Source organism: Pseudomonas sp. PDM21 (assembly GCF_014852505.2).
Taxonomy (GTDB): domain Bacteria; phylum Pseudomonadota; class Gammaproteobacteria; order Pseudomonadales; family Pseudomonadaceae; genus Pseudomonas.
Window position 1 is genome coordinate 5,012,744 of sequence record NZ_CM181223.1, and the last position, 19,785, is coordinate 5,032,528.

At 65.6% G+C, this 19,785-nt stretch carries 23 protein-coding genes; 11 read left to right on the forward strand and 12 right to left on the reverse strand.

All coding sequences use genetic code 11. From position 1 onward, the window contains the following. The first annotated feature begins 45 nt into the window (after positions 1 to 45). A complete protein-coding gene (locus tag IB275_RS23065; protein ID WP_192291382.1) occupies positions 46 to 1,761 on the forward strand; it encodes a proline--tRNA ligase in 1,716 nt (571 codons plus the stop codon). A gap of 8 nt (positions 1,762 to 1,769) precedes the next feature. Beyond that, positions 1,770 to 2,726, forward strand: coding sequence for a YceB family lipoprotein (locus IB275_RS23070; RefSeq protein ID WP_138215299.1), 957 nt, complete (start codon positions 1,770 to 1,772; stop codon positions 2,724 to 2,726). Positions 2,727 to 2,729: 3 nt separating this feature from the next. Here the strand turns inward: IB275_RS23070 and IB275_RS23075 are convergent, their stop codons facing one another. Both IB275_RS23075 and IB275_RS23080 read right to left on the reverse strand, forming a co-directional pair. Then, positions 2,730 to 3,005, reverse strand: coding sequence for an acylphosphatase (locus IB275_RS23075; protein WP_192291383.1), 276 nt, complete (start codon positions 3,003 to 3,005; stop codon positions 2,730 to 2,732). Further along, entirely contained in the window at positions 3,005 to 3,475 is a 471-nt protein-coding gene (locus IB275_RS23080; RefSeq protein WP_138215301.1) for a TlpA disulfide reductase family protein, read from the reverse strand. The genes IB275_RS23075 and IB275_RS23080 overlap by 1 nt, the downstream gene beginning before the upstream one ends. Before the next feature lie 30 nt (positions 3,476 to 3,505). Between IB275_RS23080 and IB275_RS23085 the strand changes: the two genes are divergently transcribed. Together IB275_RS23085 and IB275_RS23090 are read left to right on the forward strand one after the other, a co-directional pair. Then, complete coding sequence (locus tag IB275_RS23085) at positions 3,506 to 4,915, forward strand: PilZ domain-containing protein (RefSeq protein WP_192291384.1); 1,410 nt, start codon at positions 3,506 to 3,508, stop codon at positions 4,913 to 4,915. Positions 4,916 to 5,100: 185 nt separating this feature from the next. Further along, positions 5,101 to 5,496: a hypothetical protein gene (locus tag IB275_RS23090; protein ID WP_192291385.1), complete on the forward strand. Its 396-nt coding sequence runs from the start codon at positions 5,101 to 5,103 to the stop codon at positions 5,494 to 5,496. Positions 5,497 to 5,500: 4 nt separating this feature from the next. On the opposite strand, the gene IB275_RS23095 is transcribed toward IB275_RS23090, so the two are convergent. Together IB275_RS23095 and IB275_RS23100 are read right to left on the reverse strand one after the other, a co-directional pair. Continuing rightward, entirely contained in the window at positions 5,501 to 5,698 is a 198-nt protein-coding gene (locus tag IB275_RS23095) for a hypothetical protein (RefSeq protein WP_192291386.1), read from the reverse strand. A gap of 157 nt (positions 5,699 to 5,855) precedes the next feature. Continuing rightward, complete coding sequence (locus IB275_RS23100) at positions 5,856 to 7,085, reverse strand: YihY family inner membrane protein (protein WP_081520143.1); 1,230 nt, start codon at positions 7,083 to 7,085, stop codon at positions 5,856 to 5,858. A 125-nt stretch (positions 7,086 to 7,210) separates the two neighbouring features. Here IB275_RS23100 and arsC point away from each other — a divergent pair, with 125 nt between their 5' ends. From arsC to IB275_RS23115, 3 genes are read left to right on the forward strand one after another with little or no spacing between them, the layout of a single operon-like run. Beyond that, positions 7,211 to 7,564, forward strand: a complete 354-nt coding sequence (gene arsC / locus IB275_RS23105) for an arsenate reductase (glutaredoxin) (RefSeq protein ID WP_192291387.1) — start codon at positions 7,211 to 7,213, stop codon at positions 7,562 to 7,564. Then, entirely contained in the window at positions 7,561 to 8,157 is a 597-nt protein-coding gene (gene wrbA, locus IB275_RS23110; RefSeq protein ID WP_192224075.1) for an NAD(P)H:quinone oxidoreductase, read from the forward strand. The genes arsC and wrbA overlap by 4 nt, the downstream gene beginning before the upstream one ends. Beyond that, positions 8,158 to 8,607 carry a DUF2069 domain-containing protein gene (locus tag IB275_RS23115; protein WP_151187994.1) on the forward strand — a complete coding sequence of 150 codons (450 nt, stop codon included), beginning with the start codon at positions 8,158 to 8,160 and terminating at the stop codon, positions 8,605 to 8,607. 30 nt (positions 8,608 to 8,637) lie between these two features. Here the strand turns inward: IB275_RS23115 and hda are convergent, their stop codons facing one another. Both hda and IB275_RS23125 read right to left on the reverse strand, forming a co-directional pair. Next, positions 8,638 to 9,342 (reverse strand): DnaA regulatory inactivator Hda, encoded by a 705-nt coding sequence (gene hda, locus IB275_RS23120; protein WP_024764559.1) that lies wholly within the window; start codon positions 9,340 to 9,342, stop codon positions 8,638 to 8,640. Positions 9,343 to 9,486: 144 nt separating this feature from the next. Beyond that, positions 9,487 to 10,527: a DUF8605 domain-containing protein gene (locus IB275_RS23125; protein ID WP_192291388.1), complete on the reverse strand. Its 1,041-nt coding sequence runs from the start codon at positions 10,525 to 10,527 to the stop codon at positions 9,487 to 9,489. A gap of 212 nt (positions 10,528 to 10,739) precedes the next feature. Between IB275_RS23125 and purM the strand changes: the two genes are divergently transcribed. From purM to IB275_RS23140, 3 genes are read left to right on the forward strand one after another with little or no spacing between them, the layout of a single operon-like run. Beyond that, positions 10,740 to 11,801, forward strand: a complete 1,062-nt coding sequence (purM, locus tag IB275_RS23130) for a phosphoribosylformylglycinamidine cyclo-ligase (protein ID WP_192291389.1) — start codon at positions 10,740 to 10,742, stop codon at positions 11,799 to 11,801. After that, complete coding sequence (gene purN, locus IB275_RS23135; RefSeq protein WP_081520137.1) at positions 11,801 to 12,451, forward strand: phosphoribosylglycinamide formyltransferase; 651 nt, start codon at positions 11,801 to 11,803, stop codon at positions 12,449 to 12,451. Before purM ends, purN begins: the two co-directional genes overlap by 1 nt. A gap of 10 nt (positions 12,452 to 12,461) precedes the next feature. Next, positions 12,462 to 13,178: a DUF3108 domain-containing protein gene (locus IB275_RS23140; protein WP_081520136.1), complete on the forward strand. Its 717-nt coding sequence runs from the start codon at positions 12,462 to 12,464 to the stop codon at positions 13,176 to 13,178. A gap of 69 nt (positions 13,179 to 13,247) precedes the next feature. On the opposite strand, the gene IB275_RS23145 is transcribed toward IB275_RS23140, so the two are convergent. The 5 genes from IB275_RS23145 to IB275_RS23165 form a co-directional block, all read right to left on the reverse strand. Beyond that, entirely contained in the window at positions 13,248 to 14,183 is a 936-nt protein-coding gene (locus IB275_RS23145) for a DUF2167 domain-containing protein (RefSeq protein ID WP_192291391.1), read from the reverse strand. A 169-nt stretch (positions 14,184 to 14,352) separates the two neighbouring features. Next, positions 14,353 to 14,910 carry a glutathione peroxidase gene (locus IB275_RS23150; protein WP_192291393.1) on the reverse strand — a complete coding sequence of 186 codons (558 nt, stop codon included), beginning with the start codon at positions 14,908 to 14,910 and terminating at the stop codon, positions 14,353 to 14,355. Positions 14,911 to 14,958: 48 nt separating this feature from the next. Next, positions 14,959 to 15,081 (reverse strand): hypothetical protein, encoded by a 123-nt coding sequence (locus tag IB275_RS23155; RefSeq protein ID WP_255302887.1) that lies wholly within the window; start codon positions 15,079 to 15,081, stop codon positions 14,959 to 14,961. Continuing rightward, positions 15,078 to 16,271: an MFS transporter gene (locus tag IB275_RS23160; RefSeq protein WP_192292518.1), complete on the reverse strand. Its 1,194-nt coding sequence runs from the start codon at positions 16,269 to 16,271 to the stop codon at positions 15,078 to 15,080. The genes IB275_RS23155 and IB275_RS23160 overlap by 4 nt, the downstream gene beginning before the upstream one ends. A 74-nt stretch (positions 16,272 to 16,345) precedes the next feature. Beyond that, a complete protein-coding gene (locus IB275_RS23165; protein ID WP_192291394.1) occupies positions 16,346 to 16,762 on the reverse strand; it encodes a MarR family winged helix-turn-helix transcriptional regulator in 417 nt (138 codons plus the stop codon). 208 nt (positions 16,763 to 16,970) lie between these two features. Here IB275_RS23165 and IB275_RS23170 point away from each other — a divergent pair, with 208 nt between their 5' ends. Next, positions 16,971 to 18,803: an acyl-CoA dehydrogenase C-terminal domain-containing protein gene (locus tag IB275_RS23170; RefSeq protein WP_192291395.1), complete on the forward strand. Its 1,833-nt coding sequence runs from the start codon at positions 16,971 to 16,973 to the stop codon at positions 18,801 to 18,803. Positions 18,804 to 18,992: 189 nt separating this feature from the next. Here the strand turns inward: IB275_RS23170 and IB275_RS23175 are convergent, their stop codons facing one another. Next, positions 18,993 to 19,715 carry an adenosylcobinamide-GDP ribazoletransferase gene (locus IB275_RS23175; RefSeq protein ID WP_225601626.1) on the reverse strand — a complete coding sequence of 241 codons (723 nt, stop codon included), beginning with the start codon at positions 19,713 to 19,715 and terminating at the stop codon, positions 18,993 to 18,995. Between the last annotated feature and the right edge of the window lie 70 nt (positions 19,716 to 19,785).

Sequence of the window (19,785 nt, forward strand, 5' to 3'; positions counted from 1 at the left end):
ATGCCCAGCCTATATTCCCCTTCGCAACCGACAAAACGGCCAAAGATGCGTACCAGTCAGTACCTGCTGTCCACCCTGAAAGAAACCCCTTCCGATGCGGTCGTCATCAGCCATCAGCTGATGCTGCGCGCCGGCATGATCCGCAAGCTGGCGTCCGGTCTCTACACCTGGCTGCCAATGGGTCTGCGGGTACTGCGCAAGGTGGAGACCATCGTTCGCGAAGAGATGAATGCCGCCGGCGCCCTGGAAGTGCTGATGCCCGCCATCCAGCCCGCCGAGCTGTGGCAGGAATCCGGCCGCTGGCAGCAGTACGGCCCCGAGCTGCTGCGCCTGAAGGATCGCCATGACCGCGACTTCTGCGTCGGCCCGACCCACGAGGAGGTGATCACCGACCTCGCGCGCAACGAGCTGAACAGCTACAAGCAGCTGCCGATCAACATGTACCAGATCCAGACCAAGTTCCGTGACGAGATCCGTCCGCGCTTCGGCCTGATGCGCGGCCGCGAGTTCATCATGAAGGACGCCTACTCCTTCCACGCCAGCCAGGACTCGCTGCAGGCGACCTACGACGTCATGTACGGCGCGTACAGCAAGATCTTCACCCGCCTGGGCCTGGATTTCCGCGCCGTGCAGGCCGACAACGGCTCCATCGGCGGCAGCGGCTCCCATGAATTCCACGTACTGGCCGGCTCCGGCGAGGACGACATCGTCTTCGGCGAATCCACCGACTACGCCGCCAACATCGAGAAGGCCGAGGCCCTGCCACGCGAAACCGCTCGTGGCGCCGCCAGCGAAGAGCTGCGCCTGGTCGACACCCCCGAGACCAAGACCATCGCCGCCCTGGTGGAGAAGTTCGGCCTGCCGATCGAGAAGACCATCAAGACCCTGGTGGTGCACGCCGCCGAGGAAGGCGAGCTGATCGCCCTGATCGTCCGTGGCGACCACGAGCTCAACGAAATCAAGGCCGGCAACCACCCGCTGGTGGCCAGCCCCCTGCAGATGGCCAGCGAAGCGGACATCAAGGCCGCCATCGGCGCCGCTCCCGGCTCACTCGGCCCGCTGAACCTGCCGCTGCCCTGCATCATCGACCGTTCCGTCGCCCTGATGAGCGACTTCGCCGCCGGCGCCAACGTCGACGACAAGCACTACTTCGGCGTGAACTGGGAACGCGACCTGCCGGTACCGGAAGTCGCCGACCTGCGTAACGTCGTCGAGGGCGACCCGAGCCCGGACGGCAAGGGCACGCTGATCATCCGTCGCGGCATCGAAGTCGGTCACATCTTCCAGCTCGGCACCAAGTACAGCGAAGCCATGAAGCTCTCCGTACTGGGCGAGAGCGGCAAGCCGGTCACCCTGATCATGGGCTGCTACGGCATCGGCGTATCCCGCGTGGTCGCCGCCGCCATCGAGCAGAACTACGACGACCGCGGCATCCTCTGGCCGGCCGCCCTGGCGCCCTTCCAGATCGCCATCGTGCCGATGAAGTACGAGAACGAAGCCGTGCGCGCCGCCACCGACAAGCTCTACGCAGACCTCACCGCCGCTGGCTTCGAAGTGCTGCTGGACGACCGCGACAAGAAGACCAGCCCCGGCGTGAAGTTCGCCGACATGGAGCTGATCGGTATCCCGCACCGCATCGTCGTCAGCGAGCGCGGCCTGGACGAAGGCGCCCTGGAATACAAGGGCCGCCGTGACACCGAGTCGCAGCCTGTCGCCTTGTCCGACCTGCAAGCCTTCATCACGGCCAAGATCCGCAACTGAGCAGAGCGATGTCCACCGGAAGTACCACAAGCCTCGCGGCTGCCGCCCTGTGCGGCAGCCTCCTGCTGAGCGGCTGCGCCAACCAGTTGTCGCAACGCAGCGAGCATGAAGAGCGAGTCGAGCGGAAACTGCTCGACCACAGCCTGCAGATCGACGTGGGCACGCCGGGCACCCTGGAACTGCCGCAGCGCCGCATTCGCGTGCAGGAACAGAAGACCTTTGAAGTCACCGAGTTCGAGGTCACCCGTCGCTACGACCGCTACACGCCGTACCAGGGCTGGCGCAAGGTGTACGAAATGCCGCTCGGCATCGTCGCCTTCGTCGGCGGCATCGGCGCCAACGTGGTCAACGTGTTCGCTCTCGGCAACCTGCCCGAAAGCGTCACCCGCGGCTGGATTCGCTATGGCATAGACGGCATGAACCCATTCATGAACGTCGAATCCAACGGCCGCGCCGAGCAGAACCTGGCATCGATCGACGAGAAGCAGCGCGACAAGCGCACCGAATACTCCAGCCTGCCCTGGTCGGAGCGCCCGGTGACCGTCACGGCTGGGAAGAACTCCCAGGAGCTGCTCACCGACCGCCATGGCGTGCTGCGCCTGAACCTGCTGGAAGGCCCTTTCAGCGACGACGAAGTCAGCCGCATCGGCCGCCTGCAGTTCAGCGTCCAGGACCCTTCGGACGATACCCGCGCCGATGCCAGCCTGCTGGTCAGCCGCTCCCTGCGCGGCAAGCTGCAGGAAGCCCACGCACTGATCTACGACGACCTGGAAGGTGACGACGTGCACCACTGGGTACACCGGGTGAAGCGCCTCTCCGACCTCGGCCTGGAAGAGGAGGCGAGCGAACTGGAACAGAGCCTGATCGAGCTGACCCGCAACGATCCGGAGCTGCAGAAGGAATTCCTCCACAGCCTGATGACCGACGCCGGTCGCCTGGCGGCGGACCCCGGCGTCAGCAACTGACGGCTAGCGGCGAACGATGAAGCCGGTGATGCCCTGGGGTGTCATCGGCTGCAGCTCCACCGCAGTCACCTTGGCTTTCACCGGGCCGCGCGCCAGCCACTTCTCCAGCTCGCGCACCGCATCCTCCTCACCTTCGATCAACAGCTCGACGCGCCCGTCCTCGAGGTTGCGCACCCAGCCATCGATCTCCAGTCGATCTGCCTGTTCCTGGGTGCTCTGGCGGTAATAGACGCCCTGCACCTTGCCGCTGATGTAGCCGTGCAGACAGACCCTCGCCATCACTGTTTCTCCTCTCGCAATGCGCTCAGTCGCGCCTGCAGGCCGGCGGCGGTCTGCTCGCCGAGCAACTGCTCGCGCATCTTGCCCTCAGGGTCGATGATGTAGGTTACAGGCAGCGCTTCGCTGCGCGGCAGGCTGTAGCGCGGCGCGGGGTCGTCGGCCAGTACGGTGTACTGCACGCCCAGGTCCTGCGAGGCCTTCGCCAGGTCCGCGTCGCGCAGCCCGTCGAAGTTCACCCCCAGCACCCGGAAGCCCTTCGCCTTGCCCTCTTGCGCCAGATGATTCAGCTCGGGAATCTCCTTGCGACACGGCGCACACCATTCCGCCCAGTAATTAATAACTAGCCACTGGCCATCTACGCTCGCAGCGGGTACTTTCTGTCCATGCTGATCGGTGCCATAGTCCGCCGAGCAGCCGGCCAGGATCAGGCCGGCCATCAAGCCAATCACAATACGGAGCCGCACTCCCATGCCTTCAATCCTCGTGTATGCGGGGTGGTCATGATGCTCGATGCCCTGCGCCTGGAGGTGCCGGACATCCTCGAAGAAGACGCCGAGGCAATGAGCAACCTGGCGGTCAGGCTCCAGGAATCGCGGCAACAGCCCCTGCAGGAAGGTCTGCAGAAGGCGCTGGGCACGCTGTTCCGCCTCAACCGATGCGCGCTGACCTTACTGGAAAGACAACGCGCCCTGCAAAGCCTCAGCGAAGAATACCGGCATTACGAACGGTTGATTCGCCAGGAAAAGGTGCCGCCAGCGCTCTTCGTACACTTCTGCAGCGAACTCGCCGCCGGCTTCAAGCGCCTGCTGCTGCAGATCCTGCACGGCCGCAAGCCGTCGCGGCCGCACATGGCCTGGTGCCTGTACATGGCCCAGCACTTCCTCGCCCAGGCCCTGCTGCGTCACTACCAGCAATACCAGCAGCCACCGGGCAGCCTGTGGCGCGACAGCCACCTTCTGTACTGGATCGGTGAGCATCAGGAGTGCCTGGACGAACCGGTGGCGGCGGCTTTCGACCCGATTCCTGCCGGCACCTTGCGCGGGCTGTACCAGCAGATCCTGCTGCTGGCCCTGAGCAACCCGTTCCACCTGACTGAAGGCGAAGCCCCCCAGCTGTTCTCAGCCCTGGCGCCGCTGGCCGCGCTGGGCCGCCTGCTGCCCTGGGACGATGAGGAACAGGAAGGCTTCGTCGTCGACCTTGGCTCGGACGAGCCCTGCCTTGCAGTCGAACAGGCTACTGACGCGCCGGCCGATCAACTGCGCCGACTGGAACTGGGCGCCCTGCTGATTGCCCTGCACGACCCGGCGCCACTGCGTCGCCTGGACCAGGCCGTGCTGCTGGAGCGCGTCCGCCAGCATTGGCTTGGACACCAGACGCGCCGTCATGAGCGTGCCGAACAGAAGGGCACCTGCCGCGTAGTCGTCGGCCTTCCGGCTATTCAGCAGCACCTGCTGGACAGTTCGACCAGTCCCTGCCGTGAAGCGGCACTGATGGACGCCAGCGCAGGCGGCGCCCGCATCCTCTGCACCGGCCAGCAGGCCGGGCAGCTGCCGGTCGGCCAGTTGCTGCTGATTCCCGGCAACGGCGGCACGCCAACCCTTGCGGTGGTGCGCTGGCGGCACCTCAACAACGATGGACTGCACCTCGGCCTGCGCTACCTGAAGGGACTTCCCCGTCCGGTCTGGCTGCGCCGCGCGCCTGACGCACAGCGTCACCCCGGCGTCCTGCAGAGTACGCCGGAACCGGGCAACGGCTGGTATCACGGGCTCTGGGTAGCCCAGGGGCAGTTCGTCGAAGGTGAGAACCTGTGGCTGCAACTGGCCAGCTTCGACAACCAGACCATCCTGCCGCTGCCCGTCGCCAACCTCAGCACGCCATTGGTAGCTCGCCACCCGCTGCGCCTGGCCTGATTGTCGATTTTGGGAGAAATGTCACAGGCAAGATCGGCAGTAAGCCCGGAATGCCTGGGAGCCTCCTCCCTATAATTCGAACGTTCGTCCTGACTTCCGGGACGACTCTCGTTCGCCGACTATTCAGCGGCCTTCAGAATGCGACTGGCGCCAAGTACGCCAGCCTCCATCGACAGGACAGCCCGATGCAGCCTACAGACCAGCTTGTCAGCAAGGTTCCCAGCCATATTGTCGCCAGCGCACGGCCGGCCAATGCGGCCAACGGGGGACGCCTGGCCGACTTCAATGTCGCGGTCTGGCTGCATTTGCCCGGCGTGGCGGAACTGCCGGTGACGTTGCTGCTCAGCTACCGCGATGGCGAGCGCAGCCGGGAAGTGGTGATCGACCATGGCACGGTCAACAAGCAGAGCCGAATTCTGTTGTCTGCCGTAGCCCGGCTGCCGTTTTCACAGCGGATCGAGGATGCGCAGATCAAGCTGCGCGCGGCCATTCCCCTGACTCGGGTAATCGCCGAGGAAGTCTTCATGCAGGCGGTGGAACAGCAGGCCGGCGCAACGCGTCCGGTAGCCACCAGCCTGTGAAGATTCAGCCCAGCTGACGTACCAGTGCGTCGTCGTCCGACGACTCGGCTGCAGCGGGTTCGGCGGCCTCTTGCGAGACGGACGGCAGGAGCGATTCGGGCCAGCTGCTGAACTGCAGACCAGTGATTCTATTCAACCGCTCCAGGGCGCTCGTCAGATCGCGCTGATGCAGGTGCACTACGTTGTTCTGGTCTTTTTTCATGGATTCGCTGGCCTTGGAGGAACTTCTGAAGGACTCCTGTGTCCTGAATCCTCCATAGCCAGAACTGTGCCAATTCTGAAATAGCCAGAAATGGCGCATTTCTGAAGTGGTACAAAGCTGTCAAGGCATCAGATTCGCCGCAAACTGACGTTTTGCGTCACTCGGAATGTGACGGCTTCAACCATTTCGCCAGACTGTCACCGAAAAGCGCCTGACGATCCGCCTGGTAGCGCGCCAGCGTTTCCCGTAATTCCGGGTACCAGGGCTCATCCAGCTCCGCCGGCAGCGCCTCCAGGCAAGGCAGCGGCCAGGGGCTGCGGTTGAGCAGGTGATGCAGGCTGTAGCTGCCCAGGTCGCGGCACAGCACCCAGGCCGCGGTGGTCGAGCCGGCACGGCAGACCAGTTGCTCGCCCTCGAGGAAATCCAGCACTTCTTCCCACTCGTCTTCGGGCAGCAGCCAACCGGCGCGGTGCAGATGCACCAAGCGCGTCGGCAGGCCGTGGCGCTGACGGTCGAAGAACACCCGCAGCACGCCAAGGATCACCAGCAGGCGCGGCAGGGCGCGGCGGCGCCAGAGCCGGGTCGAGGACAGGTTGCAGACGAGCTCGGCACCAAACAGCACGATCAGCCACGACAGGTAGACCCAGAGCAGGAACAGCGGCACGGTGGCGAAGGCGCCGTAGATCAGTTTGTAACCAGGGAAGAAGCTCACATAGAAGCCAAACAGCGACTTGGCCGCCTCGAACAGGATCGAGGTGAAGACGCCTCCCGCCAGCGCGTGAAGGAACGGCACCCGCGCATTGGGTACTGCCGCGTAGATCAGGGTGAAGGCCGCCACGCTGGCCAGCAGCGGCATGAACTTCAGCAGCATCGCCGCGCCCGGCAGCGCATGGGGGCCGGAGAGCAGCGACAGCGAAGTGATGTAGGTGGACACGGCGAAACCGGTGCCCAGCAACAGTGGGCCCAGGCTGAGAATCGCCCAGTACAGCAGGAAACGAGTCACGCCCCGGCGCGGCTGACGCACACGCCAGATGGCATTGAAAGCCTTCTCGATGGTCACCAGCATGGTGAAGGCCGTGACCGCGAGGAAAGCCACGCCCAGCCACGTCAGATGCCGCGCCTGCACGGTGAAGTTGCGCAGGTAGGCCTCGACCGCCTCGCCGGTGGATGGCACGAAGTTGCGGAACACGAACAGCTGGATGCGCTCCCCCATGCCCTCGAAGGCCGGAACTGCCGAGAGCATGGCAAAAGTCACAGTCATCATCGGAACGACCGCGAACAGCGTGGTGTAGGTCAAGGCTGCTGCGCTGTTGGGCGCCTTGTCGGCCAGGAAACGCTGGACCAGATAGCGGCCGAATTCGACCAGGCCCTGCAAGCGTTCGTGCATGAAGTGTCCTTTGGCTGCACTGAAAAATCCGTCCTCGTAGATCGCGGCGAACGACAGCGGTTCAGTCCAGTCCGAGGAGGCGGTTAGAATAGCCGCCACTTCATCGGCCTTGCGAGTCCCGGCACATGAGCCAGATTTCAATTTTCCACAATCCGCGCTGCTCCAAATCCCGCGGCGCCCTCGAATTGCTAGAAGAGCGCGGTCTCCAGCCGACCATCGTGCGCTACCTGGAAACCCCGCCCAGCGCCGCCGAACTCAAGGCGCTGCTCGGCAAGCTGGGCATCGTCGCACGCCAGCTGCTGCGCACCGGCGAGGACGAATACAAGGAACTGGACCTGGCCAACCCGGCACTGGGCGATGACCAGCTGATCGCGGCGATGGCCAGCCATCCCAAGCTGATCGAGCGCCCGATCGTCATCGTTGGCGACAAGGCAGTGATCGGCCGTCCGCCGGAGAAGGTACTGGAGATCCTGCCTTGAGCACTCCCTATATCCTGGTCCTGTACTACAGCCGCCACGGCGCCACCGCCGAAATGGCGCGGCAGATCGCCCGTGGCGTCGAGCAGGGCGGACTGGAAGCGCGCGTGCGCACGGTGCCGGCGGTTTCCACCGAATGCGAAGCCGTCGCCCCGGATATCCCGGCCGAAGGCGCGCTCTACGCCAACCTGGATGACCTGAAGGACTGCTCCGGCCTCGTCCTCGGCAGCCCGACCCGCTTCGGCAATATGGCCGCGCCGCTCAAGTACTTCCTCGACGGCACCAGCAGCCTGTGGCTGACCGGTGGCCTGGTGGGCAAGCCGGCGGCTGTGTTCACCTCCACCGCCAGCCTGCACGGCGGCCAGGAGACCACCCAGCTGTCGATGATGCTGCCACTGCTGCACCACGGCATGCTCATCACCGGCATCCCCTACAGCGAGCCCGCCCTGCTGGAAACCCGCGGCGGCGGCACGCCCTACGGCGCCAGCCACTTCGCCACAGCCGACGGTAAGCGCAGCCTGGACGAACACGAAATCACCCTGTGCCGCGCGCTGGGCAAGCGCTTGGCCGAAGTTGCCCGCAAACTGGAGAGCTGAATGGCCCGCAAGAACAAACCGCTGCCGCCCATGGAATGGCTCAAACCCCGGCTGGCCGCCAGCCGCGCGGTCGCCCTCGGCAGCTTCATCGGGCTGATTCTGCTCATCGTCATCTGGGACGTGCTGTTTGCCGACGCCCACGGTGGCGCGCACTGGGTACCGTGGGCCTTCCTCGGCTTCAAGCTGCTGCCGCTGCTGGTGGTGGCGCCGGGGATCCTGATTGGCAGCGCGCGTGGCCACGCCTGGGCGTGCTACGTGATCAACCTGTACTTCATCCTCGGCGTGCTCAACGCCTTCGATCCCAACCACGCCATCTTCGGCTGGGCAGAGATCATCCTCAGCGTGTCGCTGTTCTGTTCGGCGCTGATGTACACGCGCTGGCGCTTCCAGTACGACCGCAAACTGGCGGGCGAAGGCCAGGAGCCACAACAGGAAGCGACGAGCGCCTGATCGGAAACCGCGAATCGAGGAAACCGGGGCTTACCAGCCCATGGTTTCCTTGAGGAAGGGAATGGTCAGCTTGCGCTGGGCCTGCAGCGAGGCCTTGTCCAGTTCGTCCAGCAGGTCGAAGAGGAACTGCATGCTGCGCGCGCCGCGAGTAAGGATAAAGCGTCCCACTTCGTCGGTCAGGTGCAGACCCCGGCGCGAAGCGCGCAGCTGCAGGGCGCGCAGCTTCTCGTCGTCGGTCAGCGGGTGCAGCTGGAAGATCAGCGAGAGGGTCAGGCGGGATTTCAGGTCCGGCAGCTTCACCCCCAGCTCGCGCGGCGACACCGAGGCGGACAGCAGCAACTTGCGGCCAGAATCGCGCAGGCGGTTGAACAGGTGAAACAGCGCCTCTTCCCACTCACGCTTGCCGGCCAGGGCATCAAGATCGTCCAGGCAAACCAGCTCGCGCTGTTCCAGGTTGTCGAAGATTTCCGGACCGTAGGCCACGAGGTCCGCCATCGGCAGGTAGACCGACGGCTCACCCAGCTGCTCGGAGCGAATGCAGGCAGCCTGCAGCAGGTGGCTGCGGCCCACGCCCTCGGCGCCCCAGAGATAGATCAGGCTTTCCGTCCACCCCGCCTCGGGCTCGCACAGTCGCTCGACATAGCCGAGCGCCGCGGCGTTGGCGCCGGGGTAGTAGTTGGCGAACGTTGCGTCATCGCGCAGACGTACGCTGAGTGGGAGCTGCATAGGAGTCATGCCGGGCCGGCGTTTCTTCAATCGCTTGGGGTGGGCCTTGGTGACTGAAAGTTTATCCAAATCAGAAGGATAACGCAGCTACCACGTGCGACTCAGAGCCACCGACGCCAGGAAGCGGGACTTTGCCCGCCCCCGTAGCGCTCGTCACCAGTGGAAGCGCAGGGTGTTCTGGGCCGGAACGGCTGCGTTCGGCACCGGCTGGCCATTGGCGTCGACCGCGGGTTGCGCCGGCTCGGCCGGGGCTTCCTGCAGGCGGGCCAGCGCCAGTTGCGCACGCAGTTGCTCGGCGCTGGCAGTCACGCGGTAGACGAGCTTGTTACCCTGGACTTCCACCAGCTTGGCGCCCATCGGCTCCAGCAGGCGCGAGACTTCGGCGTAACGGGCCAGGTCGGCGCCCTCGATCTGCAGGACCTGGGCAGAAGCCGTGCCTGCCGAACCGACGAAACGCTGCGACAGGCGCTGCGAAACACCGAGCATCACCGCATCGGCCAGCGCGTCCGGGGTATCGCCCTGGGCCTGGCCCTGTTCACGGCCGTCGCCCATCCACACACGCCAGGTGGCGGTCCACTTGCCGTCGGCTTCCTTGGCGTCCACCGCCAGCAGGGCATCGGCGCCGTAGCGCTCGGAGGCAGCTTTCAGAGCGTCAGGCTGGGCGGCATTGAGGTTCTCGGCAGTGCCGACCTGCTGCTCGCTGAGGTCGGCCATCGGCAGGCGCAGCGGCAGTCCGCGGCGCTGGGCCGCACGGTTCAGCGGGGCGGAGGCTTCCTGGCTGTCGCCCACCAGGCTGCTGCCGTTGGCGCTTTCATTCAGCCACCAGGCCAGCACGCTCGGCCGGCTCGCACCCCAGACCGGCAGACCGGCCTGGCGCAGGGCGTTGTCGGTGGCGGTCGGATCGAAGTCCACGACCAGCGCCATGGGCGGGCCGTTCTCGAAGCCGTACTGGCTGATCAGTTGCTGCGGGTCCTTGAAGTAGCCGGCCAGCGCCGGGCTCTGTGCGGCGCTGGCGTTGCCGGTCAGGCGCAGCACCAGGGTCTGCAGGGCACGGGTCAGGCCGGCATTGCGCTCGTCCGGCTGCTGGGAAGCGACCGGTTCGTGCACCTGGTACAAGTTGCCCAGCGTTTCAGCGAAGGACGGCAGGCTGAACAGCGACAGGCAGAGGATCAACAGGCGGGCGGTCAGGCGCATGGCGGGCTCTCGCGGCAAAAACGAAGATGCCAGCGTGCAACGAGCTGGCAAGGAAGGCCTATACCTTAAACAGCCGTCCGGCCAGCGGCAACAGCGCGAGATGGCCGCTGCCGGGCAAGCCTGATAAAATCCCGCGCCTCCCGCGCAGGCCGGGAAGCGCGAACGGCGCACCCGGCGGCAAGACGAATCATCCCTTCTATAGGCCTGGATTTATGAGCAACAAGCAACCCTCGTTGAGCTACAAGGACGCCGGTGTGGACATCGACGCCGGCGAAGCCCTGGTCGAACGCATCAAAGGCGTCGCCAAGCGCACCGCGCGTCCGGAAGTCATGGGCGGCCTGGGTGGCTTTGGCGCTCTGTGCGAAATCCCGGCCGGTTACAAGCAGCCCGTACTGGTCTCCGGTACCGACGGCGTCGGCACCAAGCTGCGCCTGGCGCTGAACCTGAACAAGCACGACAGCATCGGCCAGGACCTGGTCGCCATGTGCGTCAACGACCTGGTCGTGTGCGGCGCCGAGCCGCTGTTCTTCCTCGACTACTACGCCACCGGTAAGCTCAATGTCGACGTGGCCGCCACCGTGGTTACCGGCATCGGCGCCGGTTGCGAGTTGGCCGGTTGTTCCCTGGTCGGCGGTGAGACCGCCGAGATGCCGGGCATGTACGAAGGCGAAGACTACGACCTGGCCGGCTTCTGCGTCGGCGTGGTAGAGAAGTCCGAGATCATCGACGGCTCGAAAGTGATCGCCGGCGACGCCCTGATCGCCCTGCCCTCCTCCGGCCCGCACTCCAACGGCTACTCGCTGATCCGCAAGATCATCGAAGTCTCCGGTGCCGACATCGAATCCACCCAGCTGAACGGCCAGCCCCTGGCCGATCTGCTGATGGCCCCGACCCGCATCTACGTGAAGCCGCTGCTGCAGCTGATCAAGCAGACCGGCGCGGTCAAGGCCATGGCCCACATCACCGGCGGCGGCCTGCTGGACAACATCCCGCGCGTTCTGCCGGACAACGCCCAGGCCGTGGTTGACGTGGCCAGCTGGCAGCGCCCGGCGGTCTTCGACTGGCTGCAGGAAAAAGGCAACGTCGACGAGACCGAAATGCACCGCGTGCTGAACTGCGGCGTGGGCATGGTCATCTGCGTTGCACAGGATCAGGTCGAGGCTTCCCTGAAGGCCCTGCGTGACGCCGGCGAGCAGCCGTGGGTCATCGGCCGCATCGACGCTTGCGCCGCTGACGCCGAGCGCGTGGTCCTGAACAACCTGAAAGGCCACTGATGTCCACACCTTGCAATGTCGTGGTGCTGATTTCCGGCTCCGGCAGCAACCTGCAAGCCCTGATCGACAGTCTCGCCGGCGCTGATACGCCGGCGGTGATCCGCGCGGTGATCTCCAACCGCGCGGACGCCTATGGCCTGGAGCGTGCGCGAAAGGCCAACATCGAGACTCGCTTCCTCGACCACAAGTCCTACGCCGACCGCGAAAGCTTCGACGCCGCGCTGATCCAGGCCATCGACGGCTTCGACGCCGATCTGGTGCTGCTCGCCGGCTTCATGCGCATCCTCAGCGCGGACTTCGTGCGTCACTACCAGGGGCGTCTGCTGAACATCCATCCGTCCCTGCTGCCCAAGTACAAGGGCCTGCACACCCACCAGCGTGCGCTGGAGGCTGGCGACGCCGAGCACGGCTGCAGCGTGCACTTCGTCACCGAGGAACTTGATGGCGGTCCGCTGGTCGTACAGGCGGCAATCCCGGTAGAGTCTGACGACACGCCGGAAACGCTGGCGCAGCGCGTTCACGTGCAGGAACATGTGATCTATCCGCTGGCCATGCGCTGGTTCGCCGAAGGCCGAGTCAGGCTGGGTGAACATGGCGCCACGCTGGATGGGGAGCTTCTGCCCGCATCCGGCCATTCGTACCGAACCTAGGAGATTCGTGATGCGTAGAGCCCTGCTGTTCCTGATGGCTGTACTGACCCTGCCGGCCCAGGCTTTCGAGCTGAAGCCGTTCGAGGCCAGCTACACCGCCGACTGGAAACAGATGCCGATCAGCGGGACCGCTTCCCGCAGCCTCAAGCAAGGCGACGGCGGCCGCTGGGAACTGGATTTCAAGGCGTCCATGCTGCTTGCCAGCCTCACCGAGACCAGCACGTTCAAGGTCGAGAACGACACCTACCTGCCACTGACCTACCGCTGGGCCCGCGAAGGCCTGGGCAAGAACAAGCAGACCGAGCTCGATTTCGACTGGGCCGAGAAGCAGGTGCTGGGCAGCGACCGTGGCGACCAGGTACGCCAGCCGCTGAACAAGGGCCAGCTGGACAAGTCCACCTACCAGCTCGCGCTGCAGCATGACGTGGCCGTCGGCAAGAAGGCCATGAGCTACCAGGTGATCGAGGGTACCGATACCGATACCTACGACTTCCGCGTGCTCGGCGAAGAAAAGGTCCGCACCCAGGCCGGCCTGATCACCGCGATCAAGGTGGAGCGCGTGCGCGACCCCACCAAGAGCAACCGCAAGACCATCCTCTGGTTCGCCAAGGATTGGGACTTCCTCCTCGTGCGCCTGTACCAGCAGGAGTCCGACGGCAAGGAATACCAGATCATGCTCAAGGAAGGCACCGTGGGCGGCAAGGCCGTCCAGGGCGAGAAAGGCTGATCCTTCAGGACCAAAGAAAAAGCCGGGCAATGCCCGGCTTTTTTATGCCTCGAAACCCGGGCCGTCGAATCAGCCCTCGCTCGACGGCTTGCGCTTGAAGCGGCGGGCGATCCAGCCGATGGCCAGCGCCGGCAGAATCCACAGCTTCTTCAGCAGGACCAGCAGGGTGGCGAACAGGCCGACCTTGGCGGCGACCTTGCCGGCAATCAGCGCGCCCAGGCCATAGGCGGCGACCTTGTCAACGCTGGGGTTGAAGTCGACATAGCGGCTTCCCGGGTTGAACTCGGTCATCGCCAGCACCTTGCTGACGTTCTTCTCGATTTCCGGCAGCTGCTCCATGCCCGCGACGAAGTTCAGCACCAGCACGCCTTTGCGGCCCAGCGCGCGGATGTTGTAGTTCAGCGTGTGTTCCTTGGCGTCGCCGAACTGCAGCTCCTTGGCCCAGTACAGCTTCTTCTCTGCGGCGTCATAGCGCGGCGGCGCGGCCCAGCCGATCAGCTGGATGGCCTCGAAGCCCTGCTGCTCGCGCTGCGGGTTGGCTTCCTTGAGGTCGTCCTGCATGTCCTTGAGCATCTCGGCGTAGTCGATCTTCGCCGCATCCTCGTCGGAGACATAGCCGCTCTCCTCGTACTGCACGGTCACCGCCCAGGACTCGGCGTCGAAGGGCGACACGCCGGCCGGCATCAGCATGCCCAGCGGCGGCTCGTCGTTGGGTGGGTTGCCCCAGGCTTCGAGGACGCGCTCGGCATCCTTGCCGTCGAGGAAGACGAAATTGTCCGGCAGGTCGAAGGTCGCGAGGTTGTCGCCGACCACCACCTTGCCCTTCTGGAAGTGCAGGCTGGCGACGAAGGTCTCAGGCGACATCTCCTCGTCCGACTCGGCGGCGGCGGGAGCAGCGGCAGCCGCGGGGGCTTCGCTCTGGTTGGAGGTGGCGGGAGCGGCGAACGCCGGGGCGGCGACAGCCTGTGCGAGCAAGGCAGCCAGGAAGAGGGCTTTGCCATCCATAGGGTGAATCTCCTGAATCGTATCCATGACATCGACGGCCAATTGCAGTGCCGCCGGGCCCGAATTGTCGCACTCCAGCGTCGAACCTGTAACAGGAAATTTCACTTCCGCCGCTCTGGCGCAAGGAAAAGCCGGGCATGGGCCCGGCTTCATGGCGCGTCGCTCCGCCTCAGGGCTGGCTGGCGATAGCCTTCTCGATCGCCGCCTGCAACTGCGGATCGTCCGGTTTGGTCAGGCTGGAAAACTGGGCCACCACCTTGCCCTGGCGGTCCACCACGTACTTGAAGAAGTTCCAGCGCGGCACCTGGTCGGCCTGCTGGGCGAGGTCCTTGAACAGCGGGATCGCCTCGTCACCGCTGACATGCTGCACCGAGGTCATGTTGAAGGTGACGCCGTAGTTGCCGTAACAGACCTTGGCGGTCTCGGCGGCATCGGCGTCTTCCTGCTTGAAGTCGTCGGAGGGCACGCCTAGCACTTCCAGGCCCTGCCCCTTGTACCGCTGGTAGACCGCCTCGAGGCCCTTGAACTGCGGAGTGAAGCCGCAGTGGCTGGCGGTGTTCACCACCAGCAGCGGCTTGCCGGCGTACAGTTCGCAGAGATCGAGGCTGTCCTTGGAGCGCAGCTTGGGCAACTCGCCCTGGGTCTTGAGCAGCGCCGGGCAGTCGGCGGCCTGTGCGGCCATCGGCAGCAGCAGGGTCAGGGCGAGCAGGGAAAGACGTGGGCGCATCGTGGGAATCCTCCGGTGATCAGGCCACGCTACCCCGCGCGCCGGACATCAGCAACTGCCCATTCCGAGCTGCATCAGCGCCAGCCCGCCACGCTGCCAGCCCCACCAGGCGAGACCGGCCAGCGCCAGGCCGAGGCCCAGCACCAGTGCGATCACCACCGGGCGCTTCACGCAGCCCCCAGTGCCGGGCGCTCGACCGGGCGCTCGCGTACCGGCCAGTTGAGCAGGCCGGCCAGCAGGCTGAGAAGGATGGAAACCTGCCAGACCAGGTCGTAATTGCCGGTGTGGTCATACACGTAGCCACCCAGCCAGCCGCCGAGGAAGGCGCCAATCTGGTGGAACAGGAACGTGATGCCGCCGAGCATCGACAGGTTGCGCACGCCGAACAGCGTGGCGACCGTGCCGTTGGTGAGCGGCACGGTGGACAGCCACAGCAACCCCATGGCGATGCCGAAGGCGTAGGCCGTCCAGACGCTCAGCGGCGCCCAGATGAAGGCGACGATCACCACCGCGCGCAGCAGGTACAGGCCGGTGAGCAACCGGGGCTTGCTCATGCGTCCGCCGAGCCAGCCGGCGAGGTAGGTGCCGAATACGTTGAACAGCCCGACCAGCGCCAGCACCGTAGTGCCGACGGTGGCGGGCAGGTGGCGGTCCACCAGGTAGGCCGGCAGGTGCACGCCGATGAACACGACCTGGAAGCCGCAGACGAAGAAGCCCAGGGACAGCAGCCAGAACCCGGAATGCCCGGCCGCCTCGCGCAGCGCCTCGCCGAGAGTCTGCTCGTGCCCCTGCATGGGCAGCGGCTTGTCGCGCATCAGCGCCGCCAGCGGCACGATGAAGGCCACCAGCAGGCCCAGCGCCAGCAGCGCAGCGGACCAGCCCAGCCAGCCGATCAGCCCGAGGGTGCCCGGCAGCATGATGAACTGGCCGAAGGAACCGGCGGCGGCCGAGATGCCCATGGCCATACTGCGGCGCTCCAGCGGCACCGCGCGGCCGACTGCACCGAGGATCACCGAGAACGACGTGCCCGACAGGCCGATACCGATCAGCAGGCCGGCACTCATGGAAAGGCTGAAGGCCGAGTCTGAATAGCCCATCAGCACCAGGCCGACGGCGTAGAGAATGCCCCCCACCAGCACGGTGCGCATGGCGCCGAAGCGATCGGCGATGGCGCCGGTGAACGGCTGGGCGATGCCCCAGATCAGGTTCTGCAGGGCGATGGCGAAGGCGAAGGTCTCGCGCCCCCAGCCGAATTCGGCGCTCATCGGTGCGAGGAACAGGCCGAAGCCATGGCGGATGCCCAGGGACAGGGCGAGGATCAGGGCGCCGGATAGCAGTATCCAGAACCCTGTGCGCGACAGCTTCGACATCAGTTGCTCCTGCACGGGTATATACCCGCTTTTGTTCGTTCTTCTAAACAGCACGCAGGCCGCCGCTAGCTCTCCAGCGCGGCCAGTTCATCCAGCAAGGCTTCCAGCTGACGGCGCTTTTCATCGCCCAGGTGCGCCGCCACATCCTGCTGCGCCGCATCCCAGGCATCGCGACCTCGCACGATGCGCTCGAGCCCGGCTGGCGTCAGCGCCACGATACGGTTGCGCAGGTCCTTGCCCTCTTCCAGCTTCACCAGGCCATCGGCCTCCAGCGGCTTGAGGTTGCGCCCCAGCGTACTGCGGTCCAGGCCCATGGCATCGGCCAGCTCGGAGATGCTCGGCTGCTCCAGCCGCGACAGGTGCCGCAGCAGGGAGAATTGCGCAGTGGTCAGCCCGACGCCCCTCAGGGCATCGTCGTAGACGCGGGTCACGGCGCGGGCCGAGCGGCGCAGCTTGGTGCAGAGGCATTGGGTCGTCAGCATGGATACGTGTATATACCCGCAACTCCTGCTCGGTCAATGGCCAGCGCGACTGATTGTCCCTTCTGATCGATTGCCCCATCTGGCCTATTGTCCCAACTGCCAGTGCGAGGCGTTGGTGCAGCCAAGGGCATCCTGCGGAGCCGGCCGTATAACTGCGACCAGCCAGCCCCGCGCTTTCGACGGGGCGCATCACGGTCCGAGGTCCCCGATGCCCGTCTACAAAGCTCCGCTGCGCGACACCCGATTCCTGCTCAACGAGGTCTTCGATTTCCCCAGCCACTACCAGAACCTGGTCAACGGCGGCGAAGCCACGCCGGACATGGTCGACGCCATCCTCGGCGAGTGCGCCAAGCTCTGCGAGGAAGTGATCGCCCCGCTCTACCACAGCGGCGACGAGGAAGGCTGCCACCTGGAGAACGGCGAAGTACGCACGCCTGCGGGTTTCAAGGAAGCCTACGACGCCTATGTCGCCGGCGGTTGGCAGGGCCTGTCGCACCCGGTGGAATATGGCGGCCAGGGCCTGCCGATGAGCCTGGGCGCGCTCAAGCAGGAGATGCTGGGCACCGCCAACTGGCCGTTCTCGATGTACCCGGGCCTGTCGCTGGGCGCGATGAACACCGTCATGCAGCACGGCACCGAGGAACAGAAACACACCTACCTCACCCCGCTCACCGAAGGCCGCTGGGGCGGCACCATGTGCCTGACCGAGCCACAGTGCGGCACCGACCTGGGCCAGGTGAAGACCCGCGCGGAAACCAACGCCGACGGCAGCTACGCGATCACCGGTACCAAGATCTTCATCTCCTCCGGCGAGCACGACCTCACCGAGAACATCGTGCACATCGTCCTCGCGCGACTGCCCGATGCGCCGAAAGGCACGCGCGGCATCTCGCTGTTCATCGTGCCGAAATTTCTACCCTCCCAAAGCAGCGGGTCTGCCGGCGCGCTCGGCCCGCGCAACGGCGTGACCTGCGGCGCGCTGGAAAAGAAGATGGGCATCAAGGCCTCGGCGACCTGCGTGATGAACTTCGACGGCGCCACCGGCTACCTGATCGGCGAGCCGAACAAGGGCCTGGAGTGCATGTTCACCTTCATGAACAGCGCGCGCATCGGCACCGCCATCCAAGGCGTCGCCACCGCCGAACTGGCCTACCAGGGCGCACTGGCCTATGCCCGTGAGCGCCGTTCCATGCGCGCCCTCTCCGGCACCAAGGAGCCGGGCGAGATCGCCGACAGCCTGATGCACCACGGCGACGTACGCCGCATGCTGCTGACCCAGAAGGCCGTGGCCGAGGGCGGCCGCGCGCTGATCTACCTGGCCACCCAGTACGCCGACAAGATGATCCAGGGCCTGCTGACCAACGACAACGCCGAGTACGACCGCTGGGACGACAAGCTCGGCTTCCTCACGCCGATCCTCAAGGGCTACCTGACCGAGCTGGGCCTGGAGAGCGCCAACCTCGGCATGCAGGTGTTCGGCGGCCACGGCTACATCAAGGAACACGGCATGGAGCAGATCGTCCGCGACGCGCGCATCGCCACGCTCTACGAGGGCACCACCGGCATCCAGGCGCTGGACCTGCTCGGCCGCAAGGTGCTGCTGATGACCCAGGGCAAGGCCGTGCGCGACTTCACCCGGCAGGTGGCGAAGTTTGCCGTCGAACTGCTCAAGCAGGAGCCGGCCATGCGCGGCCGCGCGCTCACGCTGCTCAAGCTCTGCGCGCAGTGGAACCTGCTGACCCTGCGCATCGCCCTGACCGCCCGCAAGCAGCGCGACCTGGTGAGCACCGCCAGCCACGACTACCTGATGTTCTCCGGCTACGCCGCGCTGGCGTATTCCTGGGCGCTGCAGGAAGCTGCCGCTCGCAAGCGCCTGCGTCAGGGCGGCAGCGAGTCGAGCGACTTCTACAAGGCCAAGATCGCCACCAGCGACTTCTACTTCGCCCGCCTGCTGCCCCGCGCCAAGGGCCATGCGGCAGCGATGGCGAAGCCGGTGCGGTCGATCATGGGGCTTAAGACGGAGCATTTCGCCTTCGACTGACGCATGCGCTTTTTGTAGGAGCGAGCAAGCTCGCTCCTACAGGGTTGCTCCGGCGGCGCAGGCTATCGAGAACGTAGGATGAGTGGAGCTTGCGATACCCATGTGGTCGGCGCATGAGCAGTAATGGGTATCGCTGCTCTCCACGCCATCCTACAAGGATGTCCAGGCCAGGCTCGTGACAAGGCGAGATCAGAGCGCCAAGGCCACCAGCACGGCGCACTCGATCATCTCCAGCATCGCCCCGGCGGTATCCCCGGTGGTACCGCCCAGGCGGGCGATGAAGCGGCTGCGCAACCAGACGAACACCACCAGCGCGACCACCAGCGCCAGCAGGCCGGTGAGGCCCACCAGCACCATCAGCGCCGCGTTGGCCGCCAGCATCCACGGCATCGCGCCGCGCGGCAGGTGATCGGCCAGCGCCTGGCCCAACCCGCCCTTGCGCGCATAGCCGGTGGTGAAGAACAGCAGCGGCAGCGCACAACGCCCCAGCCAGGGCGCCAGCAGCAAACCCCAGTGCTGGTGATTGCCAAGGATCGCGGTGATCGCGGCGAACTTCAGCAGCAGCAACAGCACCAGCGCGACCACCGCCGCCGGGCCGCAGCGCGGGTCCTTCATGATCGCCAGGGTACGTTCGCGATCACCCAGGCCGCCGATCCAGGCGTCGGCCGAATCGGCCAGGCCGTCCAGGTGCAGAGCGCCGCTGAAAGCTACCCACACCAGCAGGATCAGCGCCGCCTGCAACAGCAGGTGCACGCCACTGAGCAACTCGCCCATGGCGAACAAGACGGCACCGATCAGCAGCCCCACCAGCGGGTAATACAAGGTGGCACGGCCAAACTGTTCGGGCGTCGGCATATGCCCCAGGCGCACCGGCAGTCGGGTGAGGAACTGCAATGCCACCAGCGGCAGCAGCCAGTCGCTGAGGTGGGCGGCGTGCACGTCCGCCCCGCTCTGCTCGGCGGGCTCGGGTGCCTCTTGCTCG

Bases quoted from the DNA above. Each gene is read 5' to 3' on its own strand.
- IB275_RS23170 (WP_192291395.1), top strand. From the start codon at position 16,971: ATGCCCGTCTACAAAGCTCCGCTGCGCGACACCCGATTCCTGCTCAAC.
- arsC (WP_192291387.1), top strand. From the start codon at position 7,211: ATGAGCCAGATTTCAATTTTCCACAATCCGCGCTGCTCCAAATCCCGC.
- IB275_RS23085 (WP_192291384.1), top strand. From the start codon at position 3,506: ATGATGCTCGATGCCCTGCGCCTGGAGGTGCCGGACATCCTCGAAGAA.
- purM (WP_192291389.1), top strand. From the start codon at position 10,740: ATGAGCAACAAGCAACCCTCGTTGAGCTACAAGGACGCCGGTGTGGAC.
- IB275_RS23070 (WP_138215299.1), top strand. From the start codon at position 1,770: ATGTCCACCGGAAGTACCACAAGCCTCGCGGCTGCCGCCCTGTGCGGC.
- IB275_RS23165 (WP_192291394.1), bottom strand. From the start codon at position 16,762: ATGCTGACGACCCAATGCCTCTGCACCAAGCTGCGCCGCTCGGCCCGC.
- IB275_RS23065 (WP_192291382.1), top strand. From the start codon at position 46: ATGCGTACCAGTCAGTACCTGCTGTCCACCCTGAAAGAAACCCCTTCC.
- IB275_RS23080 (WP_138215301.1), bottom strand. From the start codon at position 3,475: ATGGGAGTGCGGCTCCGTATTGTGATTGGCTTGATGGCCGGCCTGATC.
- IB275_RS23090 (WP_192291385.1), top strand. From the start codon at position 5,101: ATGCAGCCTACAGACCAGCTTGTCAGCAAGGTTCCCAGCCATATTGTC.
- IB275_RS23095 (WP_192291386.1), bottom strand. From the start codon at position 5,698: ATGAAAAAAGACCAGAACAACGTAGTGCACCTGCATCAGCGCGATCTG.
- IB275_RS23115 (WP_151187994.1), top strand. From the start codon at position 8,158: ATGGCCCGCAAGAACAAACCGCTGCCGCCCATGGAATGGCTCAAACCC.
- hda (WP_024764559.1), bottom strand. From the start codon at position 9,342: ATGACTCCTATGCAGCTCCCACTCAGCGTACGTCTGCGCGATGACGCA.
- purN (WP_081520137.1), top strand. From the start codon at position 11,801: ATGTCCACACCTTGCAATGTCGTGGTGCTGATTTCCGGCTCCGGCAGC.
- IB275_RS23150 (WP_192291393.1), bottom strand. From the start codon at position 14,910: ATGCGCCCACGTCTTTCCCTGCTCGCCCTGACCCTGCTGCTGCCGATG.
- IB275_RS23100 (WP_081520143.1), bottom strand. From the start codon at position 7,085: ATGCACGAACGCTTGCAGGGCCTGGTCGAATTCGGCCGCTATCTGGTC.
- IB275_RS23145 (WP_192291391.1), bottom strand. From the start codon at position 14,183: ATGGATGGCAAAGCCCTCTTCCTGGCTGCCTTGCTCGCACAGGCTGTC.
- IB275_RS23140 (WP_081520136.1), top strand. From the start codon at position 12,462: ATGCGTAGAGCCCTGCTGTTCCTGATGGCTGTACTGACCCTGCCGGCC.
- IB275_RS23125 (WP_192291388.1), bottom strand. From the start codon at position 10,527: ATGCGCCTGACCGCCCGCCTGTTGATCCTCTGCCTGTCGCTGTTCAGC.
- IB275_RS23075 (WP_192291383.1), bottom strand. From the start codon at position 3,005: ATGGCGAGGGTCTGTCTGCACGGCTACATCAGCGGCAAGGTGCAGGGC.